Genomic DNA, 18,130 nt, shown 5'->3' on the forward strand with positions numbered 1-18,130 from the left:
ATCATGGTGACGATCATCAATGCAGAAGGACTGCTCCTTGGGCGGCTTGCAAGCAACGTCGCACGGCGCTCACTTCAGGGTGAGAAGTTCGCCCTCGTGAACGTTGAGAAGGTAATCGTTTCCGGCCACCGTGCCATGGTGCTCGGCAACTACCACCACAAGCGTCAGCGCGGCTCGCGCGAAGGCGGCCCGTTCTTCCCGAGAAGACCGGACCACATCATGAGGCGGACGGTTCGCGGCATGCTCCCGTACAAGCGCCAGCGGGGAGCCGAGGCATTCAGGAACGTCATGGCCTATGTCGGCGTCCCGGTCGAGTTCCAGGGCAGAGAAGCCGAATTTGAGACCATCGAACAGGCAGGGATCGAGCGGTTGAACAACCCGAGATATGTCACCCTCGGTGAGATCAGCACCACGCTCGGGGCCAAGTACTGAAGGTGAGTAAGATGGCAAAGGTCGTAAATACAAGCGGTAAGAGAAAGACCGCAATCGCACGGGCAACCCTCAAGGAAGGAAACGGGCGGATACGGATCAACTCCGTACCCCTCGAGATCTACGCGACCGAACTGGTGCGCATGAAGATCTCCGAGCCGCTCCACCTCATCCCGAACACCATCGATGGCGTTGACGTCTCTATCGAAGTGAGCGGGGGCGGGATGATGGGTCAGGCCGAGGCTGTCAGGACCGCGCTTGCTCGCGGCATCCTCGAATGGACCAACGATCCCAAGGTCAAGGACACCTTCATCACCTATGACCGCACTCTCCTCGTCAATGACTCGAGGCAGAAGGAAGCCAAGAAGCCGCACGGCCGTGGCGCACGCGCAAAGTTCCAAAAGTCTTATCGGTGAGCCAGACAAACACCATAGAGGAAAATCGAGATATGATCCCGGTCAGATGCTTTACATGCGGCAAAGTGATCTCCTCTACCTGGGTGGAGTTCAAAAAGCGGCGGGATGCAGGCGAGGATCCCAAAAAGATCCTCGACGATCTCGGTTTAGAACGCTACTGCTGCAGACGGATGCTGCTCACACACAAGGAGATTGTGGACGACATCAACCCGTACCAGTGAGGGGTCGTGGGGTAGCCTGGACTATCCTAGGGCGTTCGGGACGCTCTGACCTGAGTTCGAATCTCAGCGACCCCATTATCTATTATGTGTTTTGAGGATGCATCATGGACCAATATACTCGCTATGAGAAAGCACGGATCGTAGGAGCCCGCGCGCTCCAGATCTCGATGGGTGCCCCGGTCCTGATCCAGACGAGCAATGTTGATCCCCTCAACATCGCACTTGAAGAATTCGAGGACGATCGGATCCCCATTACGGTAAAGAAAAAGGCGTGATCTGATGACCGATATTGAACAGATCGTACTGAGGACTATTCTGGACAGCAGAGGGAACCCGACCGTCGAGGCAGAGATCTATACCTGTTGCGGCTTCGGCCGGGCAGCCGCACCGAGCGGCGCATCCACCGGGACGTGGGAAGCAAAGGTCAGATCACCGCGCGAGGCGGTTCCCGCCGCACGCGAACACCTCATCCCCACACTCGTCGGGCTCGACGCCGCGGATCAGGCAGGTTTTGACAGGACCCTTCACGAAGCCGATGGAACAGTGGACTTTTCGAACATCGGCGCAAACGTGGCCGTCGCACTCTCCCTTGCATGCGCGAAGGCTGCGGCGAACTCGATCGGCATCCCGCTCTTCCGGTACCTTGGCGGGGCCTTCGCCCGGAAGACACCCCTGCCCCTCGGCAATGTCATCGGCGGCGGGGCACATGCCACAAATGCCACCGACATCCAGGAGTTCCTGGTCATCCCGACCGGCGCCTCCTGCGCGGACGAGGCGGTCTTTGCAAACGCCGCCGTCCATAAAAAGGTGAAGGAGTTGCTCGTCAAGGCAGGCAAGGGCTGTGGCAAGGGCGACGAAGGCGCGTGGGCACCGAGGATCTCCGACGCAGAGGCGTTCGAATTCCTGAACCAGGCTATCGGAGCTGTCTCCGACGAACTGAACTTCGCGATCGACATGGGTATCGACGTCGCATCCAGCGAGATGTGGAACGGAAACACCTATGTGTACAGTGACATGAAGAGGACGACCGAAGACCAGATCGCCTATATCACCGAACTGGTAGACCGTTACAACCTCGCCTATGTGGAAGACCCCCTCGTCGAGGAGGACTTCGAGGGCTTTGCCAGAATCAACAGACAGGTCGGAGACCGGTGCCTGATCTGCGGCGACGACCTCTATGTCACCAATGCCGAGCGGATCATGCGCGGGATCGAGACAGATGCCTCGAACTGCGTGCTGATCAAGCCCAACCAGATCGGGACGCTGACCGACACCTTCGAGGCCGTCCATCTGGCAAAATCCCACAGCATGGACACGGTGATGAGTCACCGGTCCGGAGAAACGACCGACGAAACTATCGCCCATCTTGCCACCGCATTCGAATGCAGGTTGCTGAAATCGGGGGTCGTGGGCGGAGAAAGAATCGCAAAACTGAATGAACTGATACGTATTGAGGAGCTGATCTAAACATGGTTGAAGAGACTGAGATGGAAATTGTGCTGAACGAGCCCCTCGTTCCGGTGGAAGAGTACCTCGCCGCAGGAGTCCACATCGGCACGCAGCAGAAGAGCCAGGACATGATGAAGTTCATCTACCGCGTGCGCGGGGACGGACTGTACATCCTTGACATCAGAGCAACCGACGAGCGCATCAAGACCGCGGCGAAGTTCCTTGCCAGTTACGACGCCCCGAAGGTTCTCATCGTCGCTTCCCGCCAGTACGCCCAGTACCCGGCAAAGAAGTTCGCCGACGCCATCGGAGGCACCGCGGCTATCGGGCGGTACATCCCCGGTCTCATGACCAACCCGAACTTCCACGGCTACGTGGAGCCCGAAGTCGTCGTCGTCACCGACCCGATGGGCGACGCTCAGGCGATCAAGGAAGCGATCCAGAACGGGATACCAGTCATCGGCCTCTGCGACACGAACAACATGACCAGCAACCTCGACATGGTCATCCCGACAAACAACAAGGGCAGAAAAGCACTCTCCCTCGTCTACTACCTCCTCACCAGAGAGATCCTCCATCTCCGCGGTGTTTCCACCTCCTATACCCTCGAGGACTTCGAGACCGAACTGTAAGGAGGAAGAGAGATGCAGACGAGGGCATGCACCGTCGCAGGCATGTTCTATCCGGGAGACCCCGCTCATCTCGAGCAGTTCCTCGGCATGGTCACCCCGGAACCGGTGACCGACATGCCTGCCGCCCTCGGTATCGTCGCACCCCATGCAGGTTATCCATATTCAGGTGCCGTGGCGGCCCGGGCTTATGCCGCCATACCACCCTCTTTTGACGGGACATTCATCATCATCGGGCCAAGCCACCACGGTTTTACGACCTCCGCCTCGGCGATACCATGGGAGACCCCACTTGGCATCGTGGACGTCGACGCCGACCTCGTAGAGAGGATCGGCGTGCCGATCGACGACGACGCACATGCCACCGAACACTCGATCGAGGTTCAGGTGCCTTTCATCAAGTACCACTTCCCGCGGGCCAGGATCGCACCGATCATGATGGGCGACCAGAGCCTCAGGAGTGCGGAGAAACTTGCAAAGGCGATCGTGGCCGCAGTCAGGAAGACCGGCCGTGAGGTGCGGATCGTCGCCTCCAGCGACTTCTCCCATTATATCCCGGAGGACCTCGCACATCATGTGGATCTGCAGGCGATCGAGGCATTGAAGACTCTCGATGTCCCGGAGTTCTACCGGAAGATTGAGTTTCTCGACGTCAGCGCATGCGGGTACGGCCCGATCGCGACGATGGTCCTTGCATGCAAGGCATTCGGCGCGACCGAAGGGAGGTTGCTCACCTATACCACGAGCGGAGAGGTGACCGGCGACCCCCTCGTCGTCGGATATGCTGCCATAGCGGTGGTGTAGAGTGGCGACCTGGAGCGCCCCCGGTAAGGTATTTCTTTTTGGAGAGCACGCTGTTGTCTATGGGAAGCCAGGCGTGGCGATGGCAATCAAGCCGCGCGTGGCGGTGACGGTGAGGAGGGTAAAAAACCCCGCACCTGTCCGTTCTCCCTATATAGACGAGTGTTTCCGTTCGACCGGGGTACAGGGGAGCGTCTATATCAGGTCGCAACTCCCGAGTTCGTCAGGGCTCGGGTCCTCAGCAGCGGTGACCACCGCCACCCTCGCCGCCATCTCAGACGAGTTCGGCCTCGGCTTTACAAAGGACGAGATCGCAGAGCGCGCCTTTGCGATCGAGAAGAAAGTCCAGAACGGGAGAGCGAGCCCGACCGATACCTATGTGACGACCTTCGGTGGGATCGTGCTCATCTCCCGGGGTTCGAAACGACGCCTGCCGCCGCAGAGCCTCCACCTCGTCATCGGCAATACCCTCGTCCCCCATTCGACCGCAAAGATGGTGGAACACGTGGCACAGATGCACCAGAAGCATCCCGCCATCGTCAACCCGATCCTGGACTCAATCGGGGCGGTGACCACCCAGGCGATCAAGTGCATGAACAAACCGCAGCAGCTCGGTCACTGCATGGACGTCAACAACGCCCTCCTTGAGGCACTCGGCGTCGGCCACCCCGCCCTCTCCAAACTTGTCCTGACCGCCCGCGCGGCCGGGGCCTTCGGCGCGAAGATCACCGGCGCCGGCGGAGGCGGGTGTATGGTGGCGCTCTGCCCGAAGCACGCAAAGAGCCGGGTCGCAGGGGCGATGGACGCCACAGGCGCAAAGTCGATCATCACCACCATCGACACGACCGGCATACGCAAAGAGAAAGATGGATGAAAAGGTTATTCTGCTAAAATTCGGCGGGAGCATCATTACCGACAAGGCCGGAACCGGCGCCGTCGATCATGCCCGCCTTGCCGCTCTTGCCGGAGAGATCGCACAGCGGCCCGGCCTCAGGCTTGTTCTGGTCCACGGGGCCGGGTCATGCGGCCACCCCGAAGCCGCCCGATACCGTCTCCAGGAGGGAGTCGGCCCCGCAAACAAAGAAGGGATCGCTGTCACCCACGAGGCGGTCACCGGCCTCAACAGAGCGGTCGTGGCCGCACTGCGTGAGCACGGCGTGGACGCCGTTGGCATCCACCCCCTGGCCGGATGCCGTGCCAACAACCGACACCTCATATCCTGTGAGCACCTACCTATTGTACAACTGGTGCGGCTCGGCATCACCCCGGTCCTCCATGGGGACGTGGTGATGGACGCGAGTCGTGGTGCCTGCATCATTTCAGGCGATCAGATCATCCGGTACCTTGCCGTAGCCCTCGGGGCGGCCCGCGTCGGTCTTGCGACCGACGTGCCCGGCGTCCTTGACAACGGTGCGGTGGTCCCGGTGATCACAAGGGACACAGTCGGACGTCTGTCTATCGGGTGTTCAGGGAACACCGACGTGACCGGCGGGATGAAAGGGAAGATCACGGAACTCCTCGCACTCGCAGACGAGGGTATCGAATCACACATATTCCATGTCTCCCGGACGGCCGCATTCCTCGATGGGAAGGGTCACGGCGGCACGATAGTCAGAAAGTGAAAGAAAAGAGAAGGACAGGGACAGGCACACCAGAGAACAGGAGGAATTCATATCAAAGAGAGTACACAGACGTCCTCACGGAAGCTGGACCACCTGCGGATCTGCTGCGATAAGCAGGTCGAGGTCGGCAGCGCAGGCTTTGAAGACGTCAGACTGGTGCATGCCGCCCTTCCAGAATGTGACCTTGATGCGATCAGGCTGGAGACCAGGTTTCTCGGCGCACGCCTTGCGGCGCCGCTCTTCATCGCTGCCATGACAGGCGGCCACCCTGCAACGACCGAGGTCAACAGGCGGCTCGCACGGGTTTCGGAGAGATTCGGCCTTGCAATGGGCGTCGGGTCGCAACGCGCGGCCCTCGAACACCCGGATCTTGCAGAGAGTTTCTCCGTCGTACGGGATGAGGCGCCTCATGCCTTCATCTGCGCCAACCTCGGCGCGGTGCAGTTGCGGGAGCACGGGGCAGAGTGGGCCGAGCGCGCGGTGGAGATGATCGATGCCGACGCCCTCTGCGTTCACCTGAACTTCCTGCAGGAGGCGATCCAGCCCGAGGGCGACCACGATGCCCGCGGCTGCCTCGCCGCCATCGCCGACCTCTGCGAGGACTTCAAAACGCCGGTGATCGTCAAGGAGACCGGAGCAGGCATCTCGAAGGAGACGGCCGGCCTGATCTGGGGCGCGGGCGCCGCGGCGATCGACCTCGGCGGTTTCGGCGGCACCTCATGGGCGGCGGTCGAGGTCGAAAGGGCTGAAGAGGAACACCTACGGGCCCTCGGAAAGACGTTCCTCGACTGGGGCATCCCAACAGCGGTGAGCCTCTGCGAGGTGGCGGGAAGCGGCCCGGTGATCGCCACCGGAGGCGTGCGGAATGGAATAGACATCGCGAAGGCTCTCGCACTCGGGGCCGACCTCGGCGGGATGGCCCTGCCCCTGCTGAAACCCGCGATGGACGGAGAAGAGGCGCTTACGGCGGTCGTATCAATGATCCTGCAGGAACTGCGGGCCGCCATGTTCCTCACCGGAGCCGGCAGCGTTGCCGATCTCAGGAAAACACGGGCTTATATTACCGGTACGACCCGGCAGATGCTCGAAGAATAGGATTCATACGGAGACAAAAAATGGATACAGAAATTGTTGCAGTGGGCGGCTATAACGAAGTCGGCCGGAACATGACCGCCGTCCGGTGCGGAAAAGAGATCGTCATCTTCGATATGGGCATCAGGCTCGACCAGATCATGATCCACGAGGACGCGGAGATCGAGAATATGCACTCCCTCGATCTGATCGAGATGAAGGCCATCCCCGACGACACCATGATGAACACGGTGGAAGGGAGCGTGAAGGCGATCGTCTGCACGCACGGCCACCTCGACCATATCGGGGCGATCCCGAAACTCGCGCACCGGTACAACGCGCCCATTATCGGAACGCCGTACACAGTCGAACTGATCAAACAGCAGATCCAGGGCGAACAGAAGTTCGGGGTCACCAACAAGATCCAGGTGCTCAAGGCGGGCAGCAGGTACAGGATCTCCCCGAACCTTACCCTCGAGTTCGTCAAGATGCAGCACTCGATCATCGACACGGTGATGGCGGTGCTCCACACGAAAGACGGCGCCGTCGTCTATGCAAACGACTTCAAGCTCGACCGGACGCCTGTGATCGGAGAACCGCCCGACTTCGCCCGCCTCCGCCAGATAGGGAAGGAAGGGGTGCTCGCCCTCATCGTCGAGAGCACGAACATTGAGAAGAAGGGCAGGTGTCCGAGCGAACGGATCGCACGCGACCTTGTCAGGGACACGATCACCAGTTACGAGGACGACAAGAACGCGATCATCGTCTCGACCTTCTCTTCACACATTTCACGTATCAAGACAATCGCCGAGTGCGCCCATGAGATCGGAAGAAAGCCCGTCCTTCTCGGCCGCTCGATGGAACGGTATTCGACGGCGGCCGAACAGCTCAAACTGGTCGCATTCCCCCAGAGCCTCTCGGTCTTCGGGAACAGGCGGACAGTGGACCGCACCCTGCGACATATGATGAAGACCGGGAAGGACAAGTTCCTCCCGATCGTCACCGGTCACCAGGGCGAGAGCGGCGCCATCCTGACGCGGATTGCCCATGGCGACACGCCGTACAAGGTCGAGAAAGGCGACAAGATCCTCTTCTCGGCCAAGGTGATCCCGAACCCCATGAACTTCGGGCAGCGCCATCTCGTCGAGACCCTCCTGAAGATGAAAGGGGCCAGGATTTTCGATGAAATCCACGTGAGCGGCCACGCGTACCGTGAAGACCACTATGAACTGCTCCATCTCCTGAACCCCCAGCACATCATCCCGTCCCACGGGAACATCGACATGACCGGCGAGTACATGCGGTTTGCCGAGGAGTGCGGTTACACCCTGAACAACGACGTCCACCTGCTCAGAAACGGGCAGAGGGTCCTGTTGAAATAAACGAGGTTTTGTCATGAGTGATCTGAAGACTTATCTTGAGAAAACCGCCGAGCAGGTCGACATCGCGCTCGAGCGGAATTTTGGAGACGTATTCGGCGACCTCTATAAGGCGAGCGCCCATCTCCTGCTCGCGGGCGGGAAGCGCCTGCGCCCGGCGGTGCTGCTCCTTGCAGCCAACGCCGTGAAACCCGGTCGTGCCGACGACCTGATCACCGCGGCGATCGCGGTCGAGATGACCCACACCTTCACCCTCATCCACGACGACATCATGGACGGGGACGTGACACGGCGGGGCGTGCCGACGGTCCACACGAAGTGGGACGAACCGACGGCGATCCTGGCGGGCGACGTGCTGTATGCGAAGTCCTTCGAGTACATCACCCATGCCCTCGCCGAGGACAGGGCGCGGGTGAAGGCGGTGACCCTCCTTGCCCGGACCTGCACGGAGATCTGCGAGGGGCAGCACCAGGATATGGCCTTCGAGCAGAAGGGCGCGGAGGTCGAGGCGGCCGACTACATCGAGATGGCCGGGAAGAAGACCGGTGCCCTCTATGCAGCGGCGGCAGCGATCGGCGGAACCCTTGCCGGCGGGAATGCCATGCAGGTGGATGCTCTCTACCAGTACGGCATGAATGCCGGGATCGCCTTCCAGATCCAGGATGACCTCATCGACCTCCTGGCCCCCCCGGAGACGAGCGGGAAGGACAGGGCATCCGACCTCCGCGAGGGGAAGCAGACCCTCATCGCCATCACCGCACGGGAGAAGGGCCTCGACCTCTCGAAGTATCGCCATACTCTCACCGGCGCCGAGATCGACGCGGCGATCGCAGAACTCGAAGAGACGGGCGTGATCGACGAGGTGCGGCGGGCCGCGGAGGAGAGGGTCGCTACGGCAAAGCGCTCTCTCTCTGTCCTGCCCGAATCGATGGAACGCACATATCTTGAGGAAATCGCAGATTACTTCCTGACACGGAGTTTCTAAGATGGAGACAGAGATCAGGAGAGTCCTGTATATCTACGCGCTCCAGAACGCGGTAAAACATGGCAATGTGCCGAATGCAAAGGCAGTGATGGGAAAGGTGCTCGGCGCCCACCCTGAACTCCGCCCACATGCAAAGGATATCCCCGCCCTTCTCGCGGGCGTGCTCGACGAGGTCGCGGCCCTGCCAGCGGAGTCATGGCAGGCAAAACTCCAGGAGATCGCCCCCGAACTTGTGGCCGAGATGAACGAGGTCAGGAAGGAGACAAAGAAGGAGCTCCCGCCCCTCGAAGGTGCCGAAAACGGCGTCGTGATGCGGTTTGCGCCCAACCCCTCCGGGCCCCTGCACCTGGGGCACGCTAGGGCGGCCTTCCTGAACGATGCCTATGTGAAGAGGTACGGCGGGCGGTATGTGTTGCGGATCGAGGACACCGACCCGCGGCGGGTAGACCCCGAGGCCTATGAGATGGTCCAGGAGGACATCAGGAATCTGGGCCTTGGCATTACCGATATCGTCTACCAGAGCGACAGGATGGAGATTTACTACGATCTCTGCCGGCAGCTCATCGAACTTGGCGGGGCATATGTCTGCACCTGCGACGCGGAGAGGTTCAGGGAACTGAAACTCGCAAAGACGGCCTGCCCATGCCGTTCCCACACTGTCGAGGAGAATCTGGAGCTCTGGGACCAGATGCTCGCCGGGAAGTTTGCCGAGGGGCAGGTGACAGTGCGGGTGAAGACCGACCTGACACATCCCGACCCGGCGATGCGCGACTTCTCCATCTTCAGGATCGTCGACAGCCCGGCCCACCCGCGGATCGACGCCCGGGTCTATCCCCTGATGAACTTCTCGGTCGTGGCCGACGACCACCTCCTCGGCATCACCCACGTGATCCGGGGCAAGGACCACATCGCGAACACCCGTCGCCAGCAGTACATCTACGACTACTTCGGCTGGAAGGCGCCGGTGTACCGCCACTACGGCAGGATGGGTATCGAGGGGGTTGTCCTCTCGACCTCGTCGATGCGCGAGGGGATCAACGCCGGCACGTACACGGGCTGGGACGACATCCACCTCGGCACCCTGAGAGCGATCGCACGCCGGGGCATCGAGCCCGAGGCGGTGAAGGAGGCGGTCCTCGATATCGGTATCGGCGAGACCGACATCTCCTTCTCCTGGGAAAATCTGTATGCGAAGAACAAGGCGATCGTCGACCCGTCATCAGACCGCTTCTTCTTTGTCCCCGAACCTGTGCGGGTGACTGTCGAGGATGCACCGGCACAGACAGCCGAGGTGCCCCTGTACCCGGGCAACGAGGCGCGGGGTGTGCGGAAACTTGCCTTCGAGAGTGCAGTCGTCCTGCCAAAGGCCGAGGTCGCGGGGGCCGGGATGATCAGGCTGAAAGATCTCTTCAATATCGAGATGAGAGGCGAGGGGCAGGCAGTCTATGCCGGCGACGACCTGGCGGCGGCGCGGGCGGCGAAGGCCCCGATCGTCCAGTGGCTCCCCGAGGGAACGGGCATCCCCTGCACCGTCCTCACCCCGGAGGGCACGCTCACCGGACTCTGCGAGGCCGCGGTCGCTCGCTATGCGGGAAAGACCGTCCAGTTCGAGAGAGTTGGCTTTGTCCGGATCGACCGGGCCGACGAAACCGGCGTCGTCGGCTACTTCTCCCACCGGTGAAGAGACCTCTTTTTCTTTTTTTGGGCTCGGAAGAATTTTTTTTGTTCTGTGAGAGGAGGCTACTCTATGGATCCCGGGAGTTTGTCCAGAGCAGGGGACAGCAGAATCGTAAGACAAGACGCCGATCCACCGTCTTCAATCGAGATCGGGGGACTACGCCCCCGGACAGCGAAGACCTAGCGGTCTTCTCGAACTCGCTGAAGCTCGTTCCCCCCTCAGGATTGGACCTCGGGTGGGTGAAATCCTGCATTTTGAAGAGGAGACTGCCCTCCACCCTTATACTAATGGCAGGGTGCGAACGAAGTGAGCATGAGAAAAACGGAGGTTTTCGAGGGATCGGGGGGCGGCAGCCCCCCAGCAGAGGCACTCCAGAATAGGCTTTTTACAAAGCCAATTTTTTCGAGTTTTGAGAGGGGCGAGCATCGGCAATATCGAGAAAGCCATAAGACTTGCGATTATTCCCCGCAGGAGGATCGATTCTTTGTTCCAGGGTTCACACCCCCGCACACCATATATACCCTCATCTCCCATGCACCCGCATGCGAACTCTAACCCTCATCCTCATCGCGGTGTCCGCACTCCTCCTCGTACAGGCGGCAGCGGCGGCGGCCACTCTGGAGATCGGAGAGGTCGGAAAGGATCCTGACGGGACCCTCACCGTCAGCGGGACGACGAACATCGCACCGGGCAATGAACTTCTCGTCGATATCGTCTCTTCGGGTTTCAAGCCGACCTCGAAGGATACGGGGGGTGCATTCTACGGGTCAAGCGGCACCGTGACAGTGGAGGCCGGGGACCCGTACAACACCTGGTCCTACACCTTCGAGGTGCTCCCGCCTGAGACCTACACCATCACTGTCGAGTGGGTGGAAGGGGACGCCACGGCAAGCGGGACCTTCATGATCACAAACGAGACGGTGAGCGACGTCACGACGGCCGCGACGACTGCACCACCTCCGGCGACGACGCCGGTCCCGCCAGCGACACCGACACCTACGCAGGCACCATGGAGTGCCGCCGTGGTCGTCCTCGGCCTGGCGGCTGCGTTGTGGATACGCCGTTCTTAAATAGACAAAACCCGATATCTCCATCCATGAAAAAAGAGAATATAGCCAGAGCCCTCCTCCTGGCAACCTTTCTCTGTCTCCTCTGCGGGACAGCGGCGGCGGCAGAGGAATCCCCTGACTGGACCTACACGACCCAGGGGATCCTCCGGGGCGTCGCCGTCTCTGCAGATGGTTCGGCGGTCGCCGCGGGCGGTGACGATGCACGGGTCACCCTGCTCGACGCTTCCGGAAGTGTCGTATGGCAGAAGAATGCACAGGCGACCGTGAACAGTGTCTCTATCGCACCTGATGGGACGGCGGTCGGCGCCGCCGCCTCTGATAACAGGGTCTATCTCTACAACAGGTCGGGCGACCTCAGGTGGAGTGCGGTGCTGCCCGGCCGCGCCTATGCCGTTGCCGTCGCCAAAGGCGGGGAATACGTCGCCGCCGGGTGTTCGGACGACAGGGTCTATCTCTTCGATGAAGAAGGCAACACCCTCTGGTCATACCAGACAGAAGGTGATGTCTTCGGGGTCTCCGTGACACCGAACGGGACTTTCGTCGCAGCGGGTTCACAGGACGACAAAGTCTACCTCTTCGCACGGGACGGTTCCCCCCTCTGGTCGCAGGCGGCCCGCGCGGACGTACTTGGGGTCTCGATTTCTCCTGACGAAACCTTTGTAGCAGCGGGATCGGCCGATACGCGTGTCATCCTCTTCGATGCAAACGGCACACTCCTCTGGAGCGTACCGATGACGGGGTCGGTCACGGCCGTGTCGGCGAGCGAGCGCGGGGAGAAGATCGCCGCAGGGTCTCTCGACCAGAATATCTATATCCTGGACAGGACAGGCTCGGCGATCCTGAGCAAAGTGATCGGGTCGGCGGTGCGGGGAGTGGCCCTCACCCCAGATGGTACCACTTTCGCCATCGCAACATCAGGTGGTGAGGTCAGTCGCTACACCACCGCGCCGGAGCCCACCCCGACGCCGACCACTACCGTCACCACCACGCCGACGACCGCACGTATAACCGGATCGCTTGCAATCTCCTCGGTGCCGGCGGGCGCGGCCGTCCACATCGACAACCTCTATGTGGGCAGGACGCCGGTCACCGTGCCCAACATCGAGGCTGGCAACCACACCGTCCTCCTTGAACTCCGCGATCACGATACGTGGAGCGGGACCTTCTCTGTCGAGGCAGGAGTCACGGCCACGGTGAATGCCACCCTGGTGCCGTCGACAACGCCAGCGACGACGACACCGACCCGCGCCGCCGCCCTGCCGCTGACCGCCCTTGCAGGGGTCGGTATCGCTGTCGTTCTCCTCATGATGAGAAGACAATAAACCATCCTCTTTTCTTTTCCCCGGGGAATTTCCATGGAATAATGTCGATGATATAATTAGAAGATCATTTAAAGATCGCAGGTCCAGAGACAACAGTATGATCGAAATGAAACGATATAAGACCGGGATCTTCATCATCATACTCCTCTGTCTTGCATGCACGGCCGGGTGTACCGCACCGCCACAGTCGCAGACACGCGGTTATGTCACCATCGCCGACATGGATATCGTTATTCCCCAGGGCCAGCCCCCCTCGAACACCACCGCGATCGAAGTCATCCCCTATATCGAAGCCCTATACGGCGACCTGGAGAAGGTCGATGTCCTGGTGAGCGCGAAATATGCCGGCACAGATGTCGTCGTCACCGAGAGGCGCGTCTCGGACCTGAGCCTGGAGGAAGGGAAGACACACAGGGAGGTAATCCCGATGAAACTCGAAAACGGGCATAACTACGACATCTGGGCCTCGGTCTGGCAGGACGGGAGGAGACAGGTGACAGGGTCGGTCGCCGTCGCTCTCCCTGACCGCACCGCCCATGCGAAAACTATCGCCCGTTCCCTCCTTGCCGTCACGGCCATCGACGTGATGACCCCGGACCTGGAGGCCGACCCCATCACCCTGGATATCTTCCTTGGCCTGGAGAATATCGGGCTCTCTCCCTCGGGCCAGGTCGCGGCGAAGGTGAAGGCCTACAACCTGCAGAAAGGGATCACGGCGGCACGGGAGTCGGCGACCCTCGGGACCATCGCCGGGAATGCGTCTACGGAAAGGAGTATCCGCCTCACCGTTCCGAATGGCTATGACTACGAGATCGGGATCGAGGTCTTCGAGAACAGCGCCCTCATCACGGGCGGTACCGGCCGCGTGACCCTGGCCCCTCCACAGGGTGACTCAAAAAGCGGGGAGACAGGAAAGGCGACAAAACCGCCCACCCTGACCGTCACCGCCGCGCCGACACCTATACCCGGGGAGGTGCAGGTGGGGCAGTTCAGGGTCGTTGAGGGTGGCCGGGTCGGGCCGACTCAACCGGGATTTGCGGCAGTACTTGCCCTTCTGGCCCTCGGCGCAGCCGCGTATGTTGTCCGACGGGGGAGGCGCGAGGGATGAAGGGCGGGATCACCGCATGGAGGATGTACCTCTATGCCGTCACCTTCCTCTCCCTCCTGGTGATGGTCATCGGAGCGGTCGACGTCTGTACGGTCCTGCTGGAGGTCTTCGTTTACCCGCCGCCGGCACCGTACCCACAACCGCCCCCCTATTACGCCGGCCTCCCAAAGGCGGCGGCGATGCTCCTCGTCGGCCTTGCAGTCTGGGTCTACCACTGGCAGGTGCTCAGGAGAGACGAGAAAAAGTTGAAAGAGGGGGAAGGGGACGGGCATTCAGGATAGTGATGAGCACCGCAACGCGCGAACGCGAACCCGCCGATATTGGTGGGACCGGAGTCCCCGGCAGTTTGGTGCGAACGGCATCATCACGCACGAGGATCCGGGCCACGACATTCCCGGTCTTGACCCTCTTGTTCAGGGTTCACCCCGACGACGGTGCCTATCGCATAGCCCCTGCCCGCGCATACCGCGGGGATGAGAGCCTGCGAAAGAAAAAAGAGAGATTATCCGAGGAACTTCCTGACATTTGCCGCCCGCAGTATCCCTGACCTGACGTCTGCAGTACGGTTCTCCTTCAGGGCCCCGCGGATAGAGGCCGCGATCTCCCGGTGCTCTGCATCGGGTTCGACATCGACGAGGTCGAGGACGGCCTTTGCAAGGGACGGGGACACATACTCAGATTCAGGATCGAAGTACCGGGCGGCATCGGCAAGGTCGGCATCGAAATTGACATAGACCTTGCGGAGGAACTCGATCTCGTCCGAGTCGAGGGCGTCGAGGCCGAGGAGTTCGGGTGGGAGGCCGACCGAGTACAGCGCGGAGGTGAAGGTGATCGCCCGTGGGAGGGAGATGCCACCGGCACTCCGTGAGTAGCCGAAGAGGCCAATATGGAGTTTCCTCTTTCTCCTGCTCGGGACAAAAGTGGCGACCCGGTTGATGAGGTCGGAGAGACCGGTGATCGCCTGCATGTAGGCGTCGGTGTACTTCTGGATGAGGGCGACTGCCTCTTCTTCGTCTATTTCAGGTGGAACCGTGGTGTTCTGCCCTTCGAGATCGGCGACCGCCCGGCGGACCATGTCCAGGGGATAGTCGTACTTGAAGGCCGACTGGATGGTGAAGGTATGCACGCCGGGGTACTCGGCAACACAGCGCTCGACTGTGTCGGGACGGAGGTTGCCCCTGAAGGGCGCGGAACCGACGCCGATGATCGGGTACACCGGAACGCCCGTCTCCTCGGAAAGGAGGTGGAGGCGGAAGAGGGCGATCTTGTTGAGAAGGATTGCCGGGATCATGCCGTAGTTCATGGCCGGGTCAGAACGCGCGAGGAAGACGCGCTGGTAGGTGAGGTCTTTGTCCTGCATGTACCGCCCGACGATCCCGGCGGCGTTGAGCATGCTCGGTGCGTCCTCGAAGAGAGGGATGACATTGATCTTCTGCGGAGAGAAAGGACCGATCCATTCGGCGATGGTCATGTCCCTCCCGCCAAGGCGCTTATGCTGCTGTCCAACGACGAAGTCGCAGTAGTACTGATAGATGTTGTCGACAGCGACGTGCGACGATGTCATCGGGAGGATCACCTCATAGATCGGAGGGACGTCATTCCCGGAGAAGAGGCGGGCCACGTCGAAGGAGCGCGGAATGCTCTCCAGGGTTTCGAGGAGGATCTTCGCTTCGGCGCGTTCGACCTCAGGGTTCGGGACGCGCAGGGTGAGAAAGAGATCTTGTCCGAGCTGGTTGTCCCGGAAAAAGGATTCATACCTGGAGAGAAGTTTTTTGACGACGAAGTTGTCGACTTCTTTTCCCTCGCAGTCCCACATCTGCTCCCTGCATCCGAGATGGGAGTAACTGTAATACGCCTCCTGCACCTCGTCGTCGCCGCCGAGTTCGGAGGTCTCGGCAAAGAACGGGAGGTGGACATTGTCCGGGTGCTGGGTGCTCATGCACCGTGAAATTCGTGGAATATCTGCCATCTCTATCACCATACATCCTGGAAGCGGGACAAGCCCGCGGGGGGCCGGGATGCGGTCACGCCGGTCACATGGACAGCGTGCCAGATGATATGTGAGGATATACCAGATAATGGTGCCTCTCAAAAAGAGGAGGAAAGAGAGGGTCAGGCACCGGCAGAAGTAATGATCAGCGTGTGGTCCCTCTGTCCCGTAGGGGAAAGGACAAATGAATCGCCAGGATCGAAAGGACTGCCGTCAAAGATGATGACAGTATCCGGCCTTACAGGAATAGAATGCTCCATGCCATAGGCACCTCTGATCCTGATGATGTCTCCTTCATGCTGGACAGTACAGATAACTGCTGGTAGTACAAGAGTTCTTTCTTCTCCCGGAGGAATCGAGATCTCGGAATTGATGAGAGGAACATAGCAGACGAACACTTCGGGACGGTTGTTGATGATCGTCAGTTCAAAAGGTCCGCCTTCGAGGACTTCGGTTATGGGCGCACCTCCGATAACCAGGCCGGCACCAAGACTTATTGCAGCAGCCTGGGGAAGAAGTGTCTGGAATAGCGAACCTGAAGGACGTGCATAGGAGAAACGGATGGCAAGGATCATCAGGACCATCCAGCCGACCACAAAAACCAGTTCCAGAGGATTTTTTCCCAGGATAAAGCCGCCAAGAATAACTAGAACAACAATGAAGATCAGGCCCCATGCCAGCACCTTCATAACCCGCCGGGAGAGGCGCCTCGGGGCCCGGTCAGACCGTCGAATCGTTCTCAGGGCTGCAATGATCAGGCCTATGCCAAGGACGATAGAGAGTTTGCCCACATCGCTCATCTCTCCGATCATATCGAGGATAATACTGGACACCAGACCCCAGAGTACGCCAGGAAGAAGTTCGAGGAGAGAATCGAATTCTTTCTCCTGATCGCGCGAACCGGTCACCTCTTCGGGCATATAATCTCCCCCGTCGTATACACGTATTTACGGTATAAACATGTATGGCCGGGGACGTCCTGCCAGAAATAGGAATAACAACAGAGAAAAAACAGGCATTCATTCGCTGTATAAGAAGAATATAGCAGCGAATTGTTTTTCCCAAGTGCTCGCGCAACTCAGTACACGACAATACGTGAACGGGCTTAACTGCCGGGTTCGGAAAGAGTCCGGGTGTTTCCCCGCTGCTATGGCCGCTATACACTATAAAGTCAGCATAATAAGATATAAGGGTATGCACGAAACGGATTCGGGATACAGAAAGCCAGGAACAGATTCAGGAGAAATAGAAACGGAAACAGAAAAGACGGTCAGAACGTATATGATCCGACGGACGTATCAATATCAACAATCAGGGTACAGAACAAACATTTCAGAACAGACACAATACAAAGGAATCCAAGAACAGTCATAATTCATAAGGAAGGGGATAGCAGCGAATTACTTTTCCCAAGTGCTCGCGCAACTCAGTACACGGTAATACGTGAGTGGGCTTAACTTCTGGGTTCGGAAAGAGTCCAGGTGTTTCCCCACTGCTATGGCCGCTATCACCCAAGCCAAGGCCCGGAATCGAACCGGGATGTAGTTGATCTGCAGTCAACCGCGTAGCCTCTCCGCCACCTTGGCAGCCGTGTCCTCTATAATGTAACACATTATAGTGTTTAAAGGTATGCACAACGGGTTTCGTCTGGGTTCAACGGATAGTTGGATTTGGACGTTAGTACTTGCGGACTGAACATGTCGTGGTCTTCATGCGTACATCCCAAGCCTATCAAGCGGGTCTTTTACCCATGTCCTCAGCGGAGTCTCTTTTTGGGCCGGGTTTCAAGCTTAGATGCTTTCAGCTTTTATCCCTTGCCGCGTAGCTGCTCGGCATTGCCCTGTCGGACAACCGATCGACCAGAGGCGACGAAAGAAAGTTCCTCTCGTACTATTTCTTTCTTACCCTCAGACTCCATACACCCCAAATAGATAGTAACCGACCTGTCTCACGACGGTCT

19 protein-coding genes, 2 tRNA genes and 3 rRNA genes are annotated in these 18,130 nt (G+C 59.7%); 18 read left to right on the forward strand and 6 right to left on the reverse strand.

Features of this window, described 5'->3' with window-relative positions; all coding sequences use genetic code 11:
• Positions 1 to 3: 3 nt before the first annotated feature.
• From BP869_RS04670 to BP869_RS04755, 18 genes are all read left to right on the forward strand, one after another.
• Positions 4 to 432: a 50S ribosomal protein L13 gene (locus BP869_RS04670; RefSeq protein ID WP_342677329.1), complete on the forward strand. Its 429-nt coding sequence runs from the start codon at positions 4 to 6 to the stop codon at positions 430 to 432.
• 11 nt (positions 433 to 443) lie between these two features.
• Complete coding sequence (locus BP869_RS04675; protein WP_342677331.1) at positions 444 to 845, forward strand: 30S ribosomal protein S9; 402 nt, start codon at positions 444 to 446, stop codon at positions 843 to 845.
• A gap of 32 nt (positions 846 to 877) precedes the next feature.
• Entirely contained in the window at positions 878 to 1,066 is a 189-nt protein-coding gene (locus BP869_RS04680; protein WP_067053326.1) for a DNA-directed RNA polymerase subunit N, read from the forward strand.
• Positions 1,067 to 1,141, forward strand: a tRNA-Pro gene (locus BP869_RS04685).
• Between the two features lie 29 nt (positions 1,142 to 1,170).
• On the forward strand, positions 1,171 to 1,341 hold the full coding sequence (locus tag BP869_RS04690) for a DNA-directed RNA polymerase subunit K (RefSeq protein WP_067052597.1): 171 nt from the start codon (positions 1,171 to 1,173) through the stop codon (positions 1,339 to 1,341).
• Between the two features lie 4 nt (positions 1,342 to 1,345).
• Positions 1,346 to 2,533, forward strand: a complete 1,188-nt coding sequence (eno, locus tag BP869_RS04695; protein WP_342677335.1) for a phosphopyruvate hydratase — start codon at positions 1,346 to 1,348, stop codon at positions 2,531 to 2,533.
• 2 nt (positions 2,534 to 2,535) lie between these two features.
• Complete coding sequence (rpsB, locus tag BP869_RS04700) at positions 2,536 to 3,147, forward strand: 30S ribosomal protein S2 (RefSeq protein WP_300162393.1); 612 nt, start codon at positions 2,536 to 2,538, stop codon at positions 3,145 to 3,147.
• Between the two features lie 12 nt (positions 3,148 to 3,159).
• Positions 3,160 to 3,948 (forward strand): AmmeMemoRadiSam system protein B, encoded by a 789-nt coding sequence (amrB, locus tag BP869_RS04705; protein WP_342677338.1) that lies wholly within the window; start codon positions 3,160 to 3,162, stop codon positions 3,946 to 3,948.
• A 1-nt stretch (position 3,949) separates the two neighbouring features.
• Positions 3,950 to 4,819, forward strand: coding sequence for a mevalonate kinase (gene mvk / locus BP869_RS04710; RefSeq protein ID WP_342677340.1), 870 nt, complete (start codon positions 3,950 to 3,952; stop codon positions 4,817 to 4,819).
• Positions 4,812 to 5,567 (forward strand): isopentenyl phosphate kinase, encoded by a 756-nt coding sequence (locus BP869_RS04715; RefSeq protein WP_342677342.1) that lies wholly within the window; start codon positions 4,812 to 4,814, stop codon positions 5,565 to 5,567. The genes mvk and BP869_RS04715 overlap by 8 nt, the downstream gene beginning before the upstream one ends.
• A gap of 51 nt (positions 5,568 to 5,618) precedes the next feature.
• Positions 5,619 to 6,662: a type 2 isopentenyl-diphosphate Delta-isomerase gene (gene fni / locus BP869_RS04720; RefSeq protein WP_342677408.1), complete on the forward strand. Its 1,044-nt coding sequence runs from the start codon at positions 5,619 to 5,621 to the stop codon at positions 6,660 to 6,662.
• Positions 6,663 to 6,682: 20 nt separating this feature from the next.
• Positions 6,683 to 8,020, forward strand: coding sequence for an RNase J family beta-CASP ribonuclease (locus BP869_RS04725; protein WP_342677343.1), 1,338 nt, complete (start codon positions 6,683 to 6,685; stop codon positions 8,018 to 8,020).
• Positions 8,021 to 8,033: 13 nt separating this feature from the next.
• A complete protein-coding gene (locus tag BP869_RS04730; RefSeq protein ID WP_342677345.1) occupies positions 8,034 to 9,002 on the forward strand; it encodes a polyprenyl synthetase family protein in 969 nt (322 codons plus the stop codon).
• A 1-nt stretch (position 9,003) separates the two neighbouring features.
• Positions 9,004 to 10,683: a glutamate--tRNA ligase gene (locus BP869_RS04735; protein WP_342677347.1), complete on the forward strand. Its 1,680-nt coding sequence runs from the start codon at positions 9,004 to 9,006 to the stop codon at positions 10,681 to 10,683.
• A 539-nt stretch (positions 10,684 to 11,222) separates the two neighbouring features.
• Positions 11,223 to 11,750, forward strand: a complete 528-nt coding sequence (locus tag BP869_RS04740; RefSeq protein WP_342677349.1) for a hypothetical protein — start codon at positions 11,223 to 11,225, stop codon at positions 11,748 to 11,750.
• A gap of 26 nt (positions 11,751 to 11,776) precedes the next feature.
• Positions 11,777 to 13,072: a PQQ-binding-like beta-propeller repeat protein gene (locus tag BP869_RS04745; RefSeq protein ID WP_342677351.1), complete on the forward strand. Its 1,296-nt coding sequence runs from the start codon at positions 11,777 to 11,779 to the stop codon at positions 13,070 to 13,072.
• Between the two features lie 106 nt (positions 13,073 to 13,178).
• Positions 13,179 to 14,180, forward strand: a complete 1,002-nt coding sequence (locus BP869_RS04750; RefSeq protein ID WP_342677353.1) for a DUF7490 domain-containing protein — start codon at positions 13,179 to 13,181, stop codon at positions 14,178 to 14,180.
• The gene (locus tag BP869_RS04755; protein ID WP_342677354.1) at positions 14,177 to 14,461 is read left to right on the forward strand and encodes a DUF5671 domain-containing protein; all 285 of its coding nucleotides are present in this window, start codon (positions 14,177 to 14,179) and stop codon (positions 14,459 to 14,461) included. The genes BP869_RS04750 and BP869_RS04755 overlap by 4 nt, the downstream gene beginning before the upstream one ends.
• Before the next feature lie 221 nt (positions 14,462 to 14,682).
• Here the strand turns inward: BP869_RS04755 and ppcA are convergent, their stop codons facing one another.
• The 6 genes from ppcA to BP869_RS04785 all read right to left on the reverse strand — a co-directional run.
• Positions 14,683 to 16,149, reverse strand: a complete 1,467-nt coding sequence (ppcA, locus tag BP869_RS04760) for a phosphoenolpyruvate carboxylase (protein ID WP_342677355.1) — start codon at positions 16,147 to 16,149, stop codon at positions 14,683 to 14,685.
• A gap of 143 nt (positions 16,150 to 16,292) precedes the next feature.
• Entirely contained in the window at positions 16,293 to 17,090 is a 798-nt protein-coding gene (locus BP869_RS04765) for a hypothetical protein (protein ID WP_342677357.1), read from the reverse strand.
• A 119-nt stretch (positions 17,091 to 17,209) separates the two neighbouring features.
• Positions 17,210 to 17,331, reverse strand: a 5S ribosomal RNA gene (rrf, locus tag BP869_RS04770).
• Positions 17,332 to 17,557: 226 nt separating this feature from the next.
• Positions 17,558 to 17,679 (reverse strand): 5S ribosomal RNA (gene rrf / locus BP869_RS04775).
• 5 nt (positions 17,680 to 17,684) lie between these two features.
• Positions 17,685 to 17,756 (reverse strand) — tRNA-Cys (locus tag BP869_RS04780).
• 72 nt (positions 17,757 to 17,828) lie between these two features.
• Positions 17,829 to 18,130 (reverse strand): 23S ribosomal RNA (locus BP869_RS04785); the annotation flags it as partial.

Source organism: Methanofollis sp. UBA420 (assembly GCF_002498315.1).
Lineage (GTDB): Archaea > Halobacteriota > Methanomicrobia > Methanomicrobiales > Methanofollaceae > Methanofollis.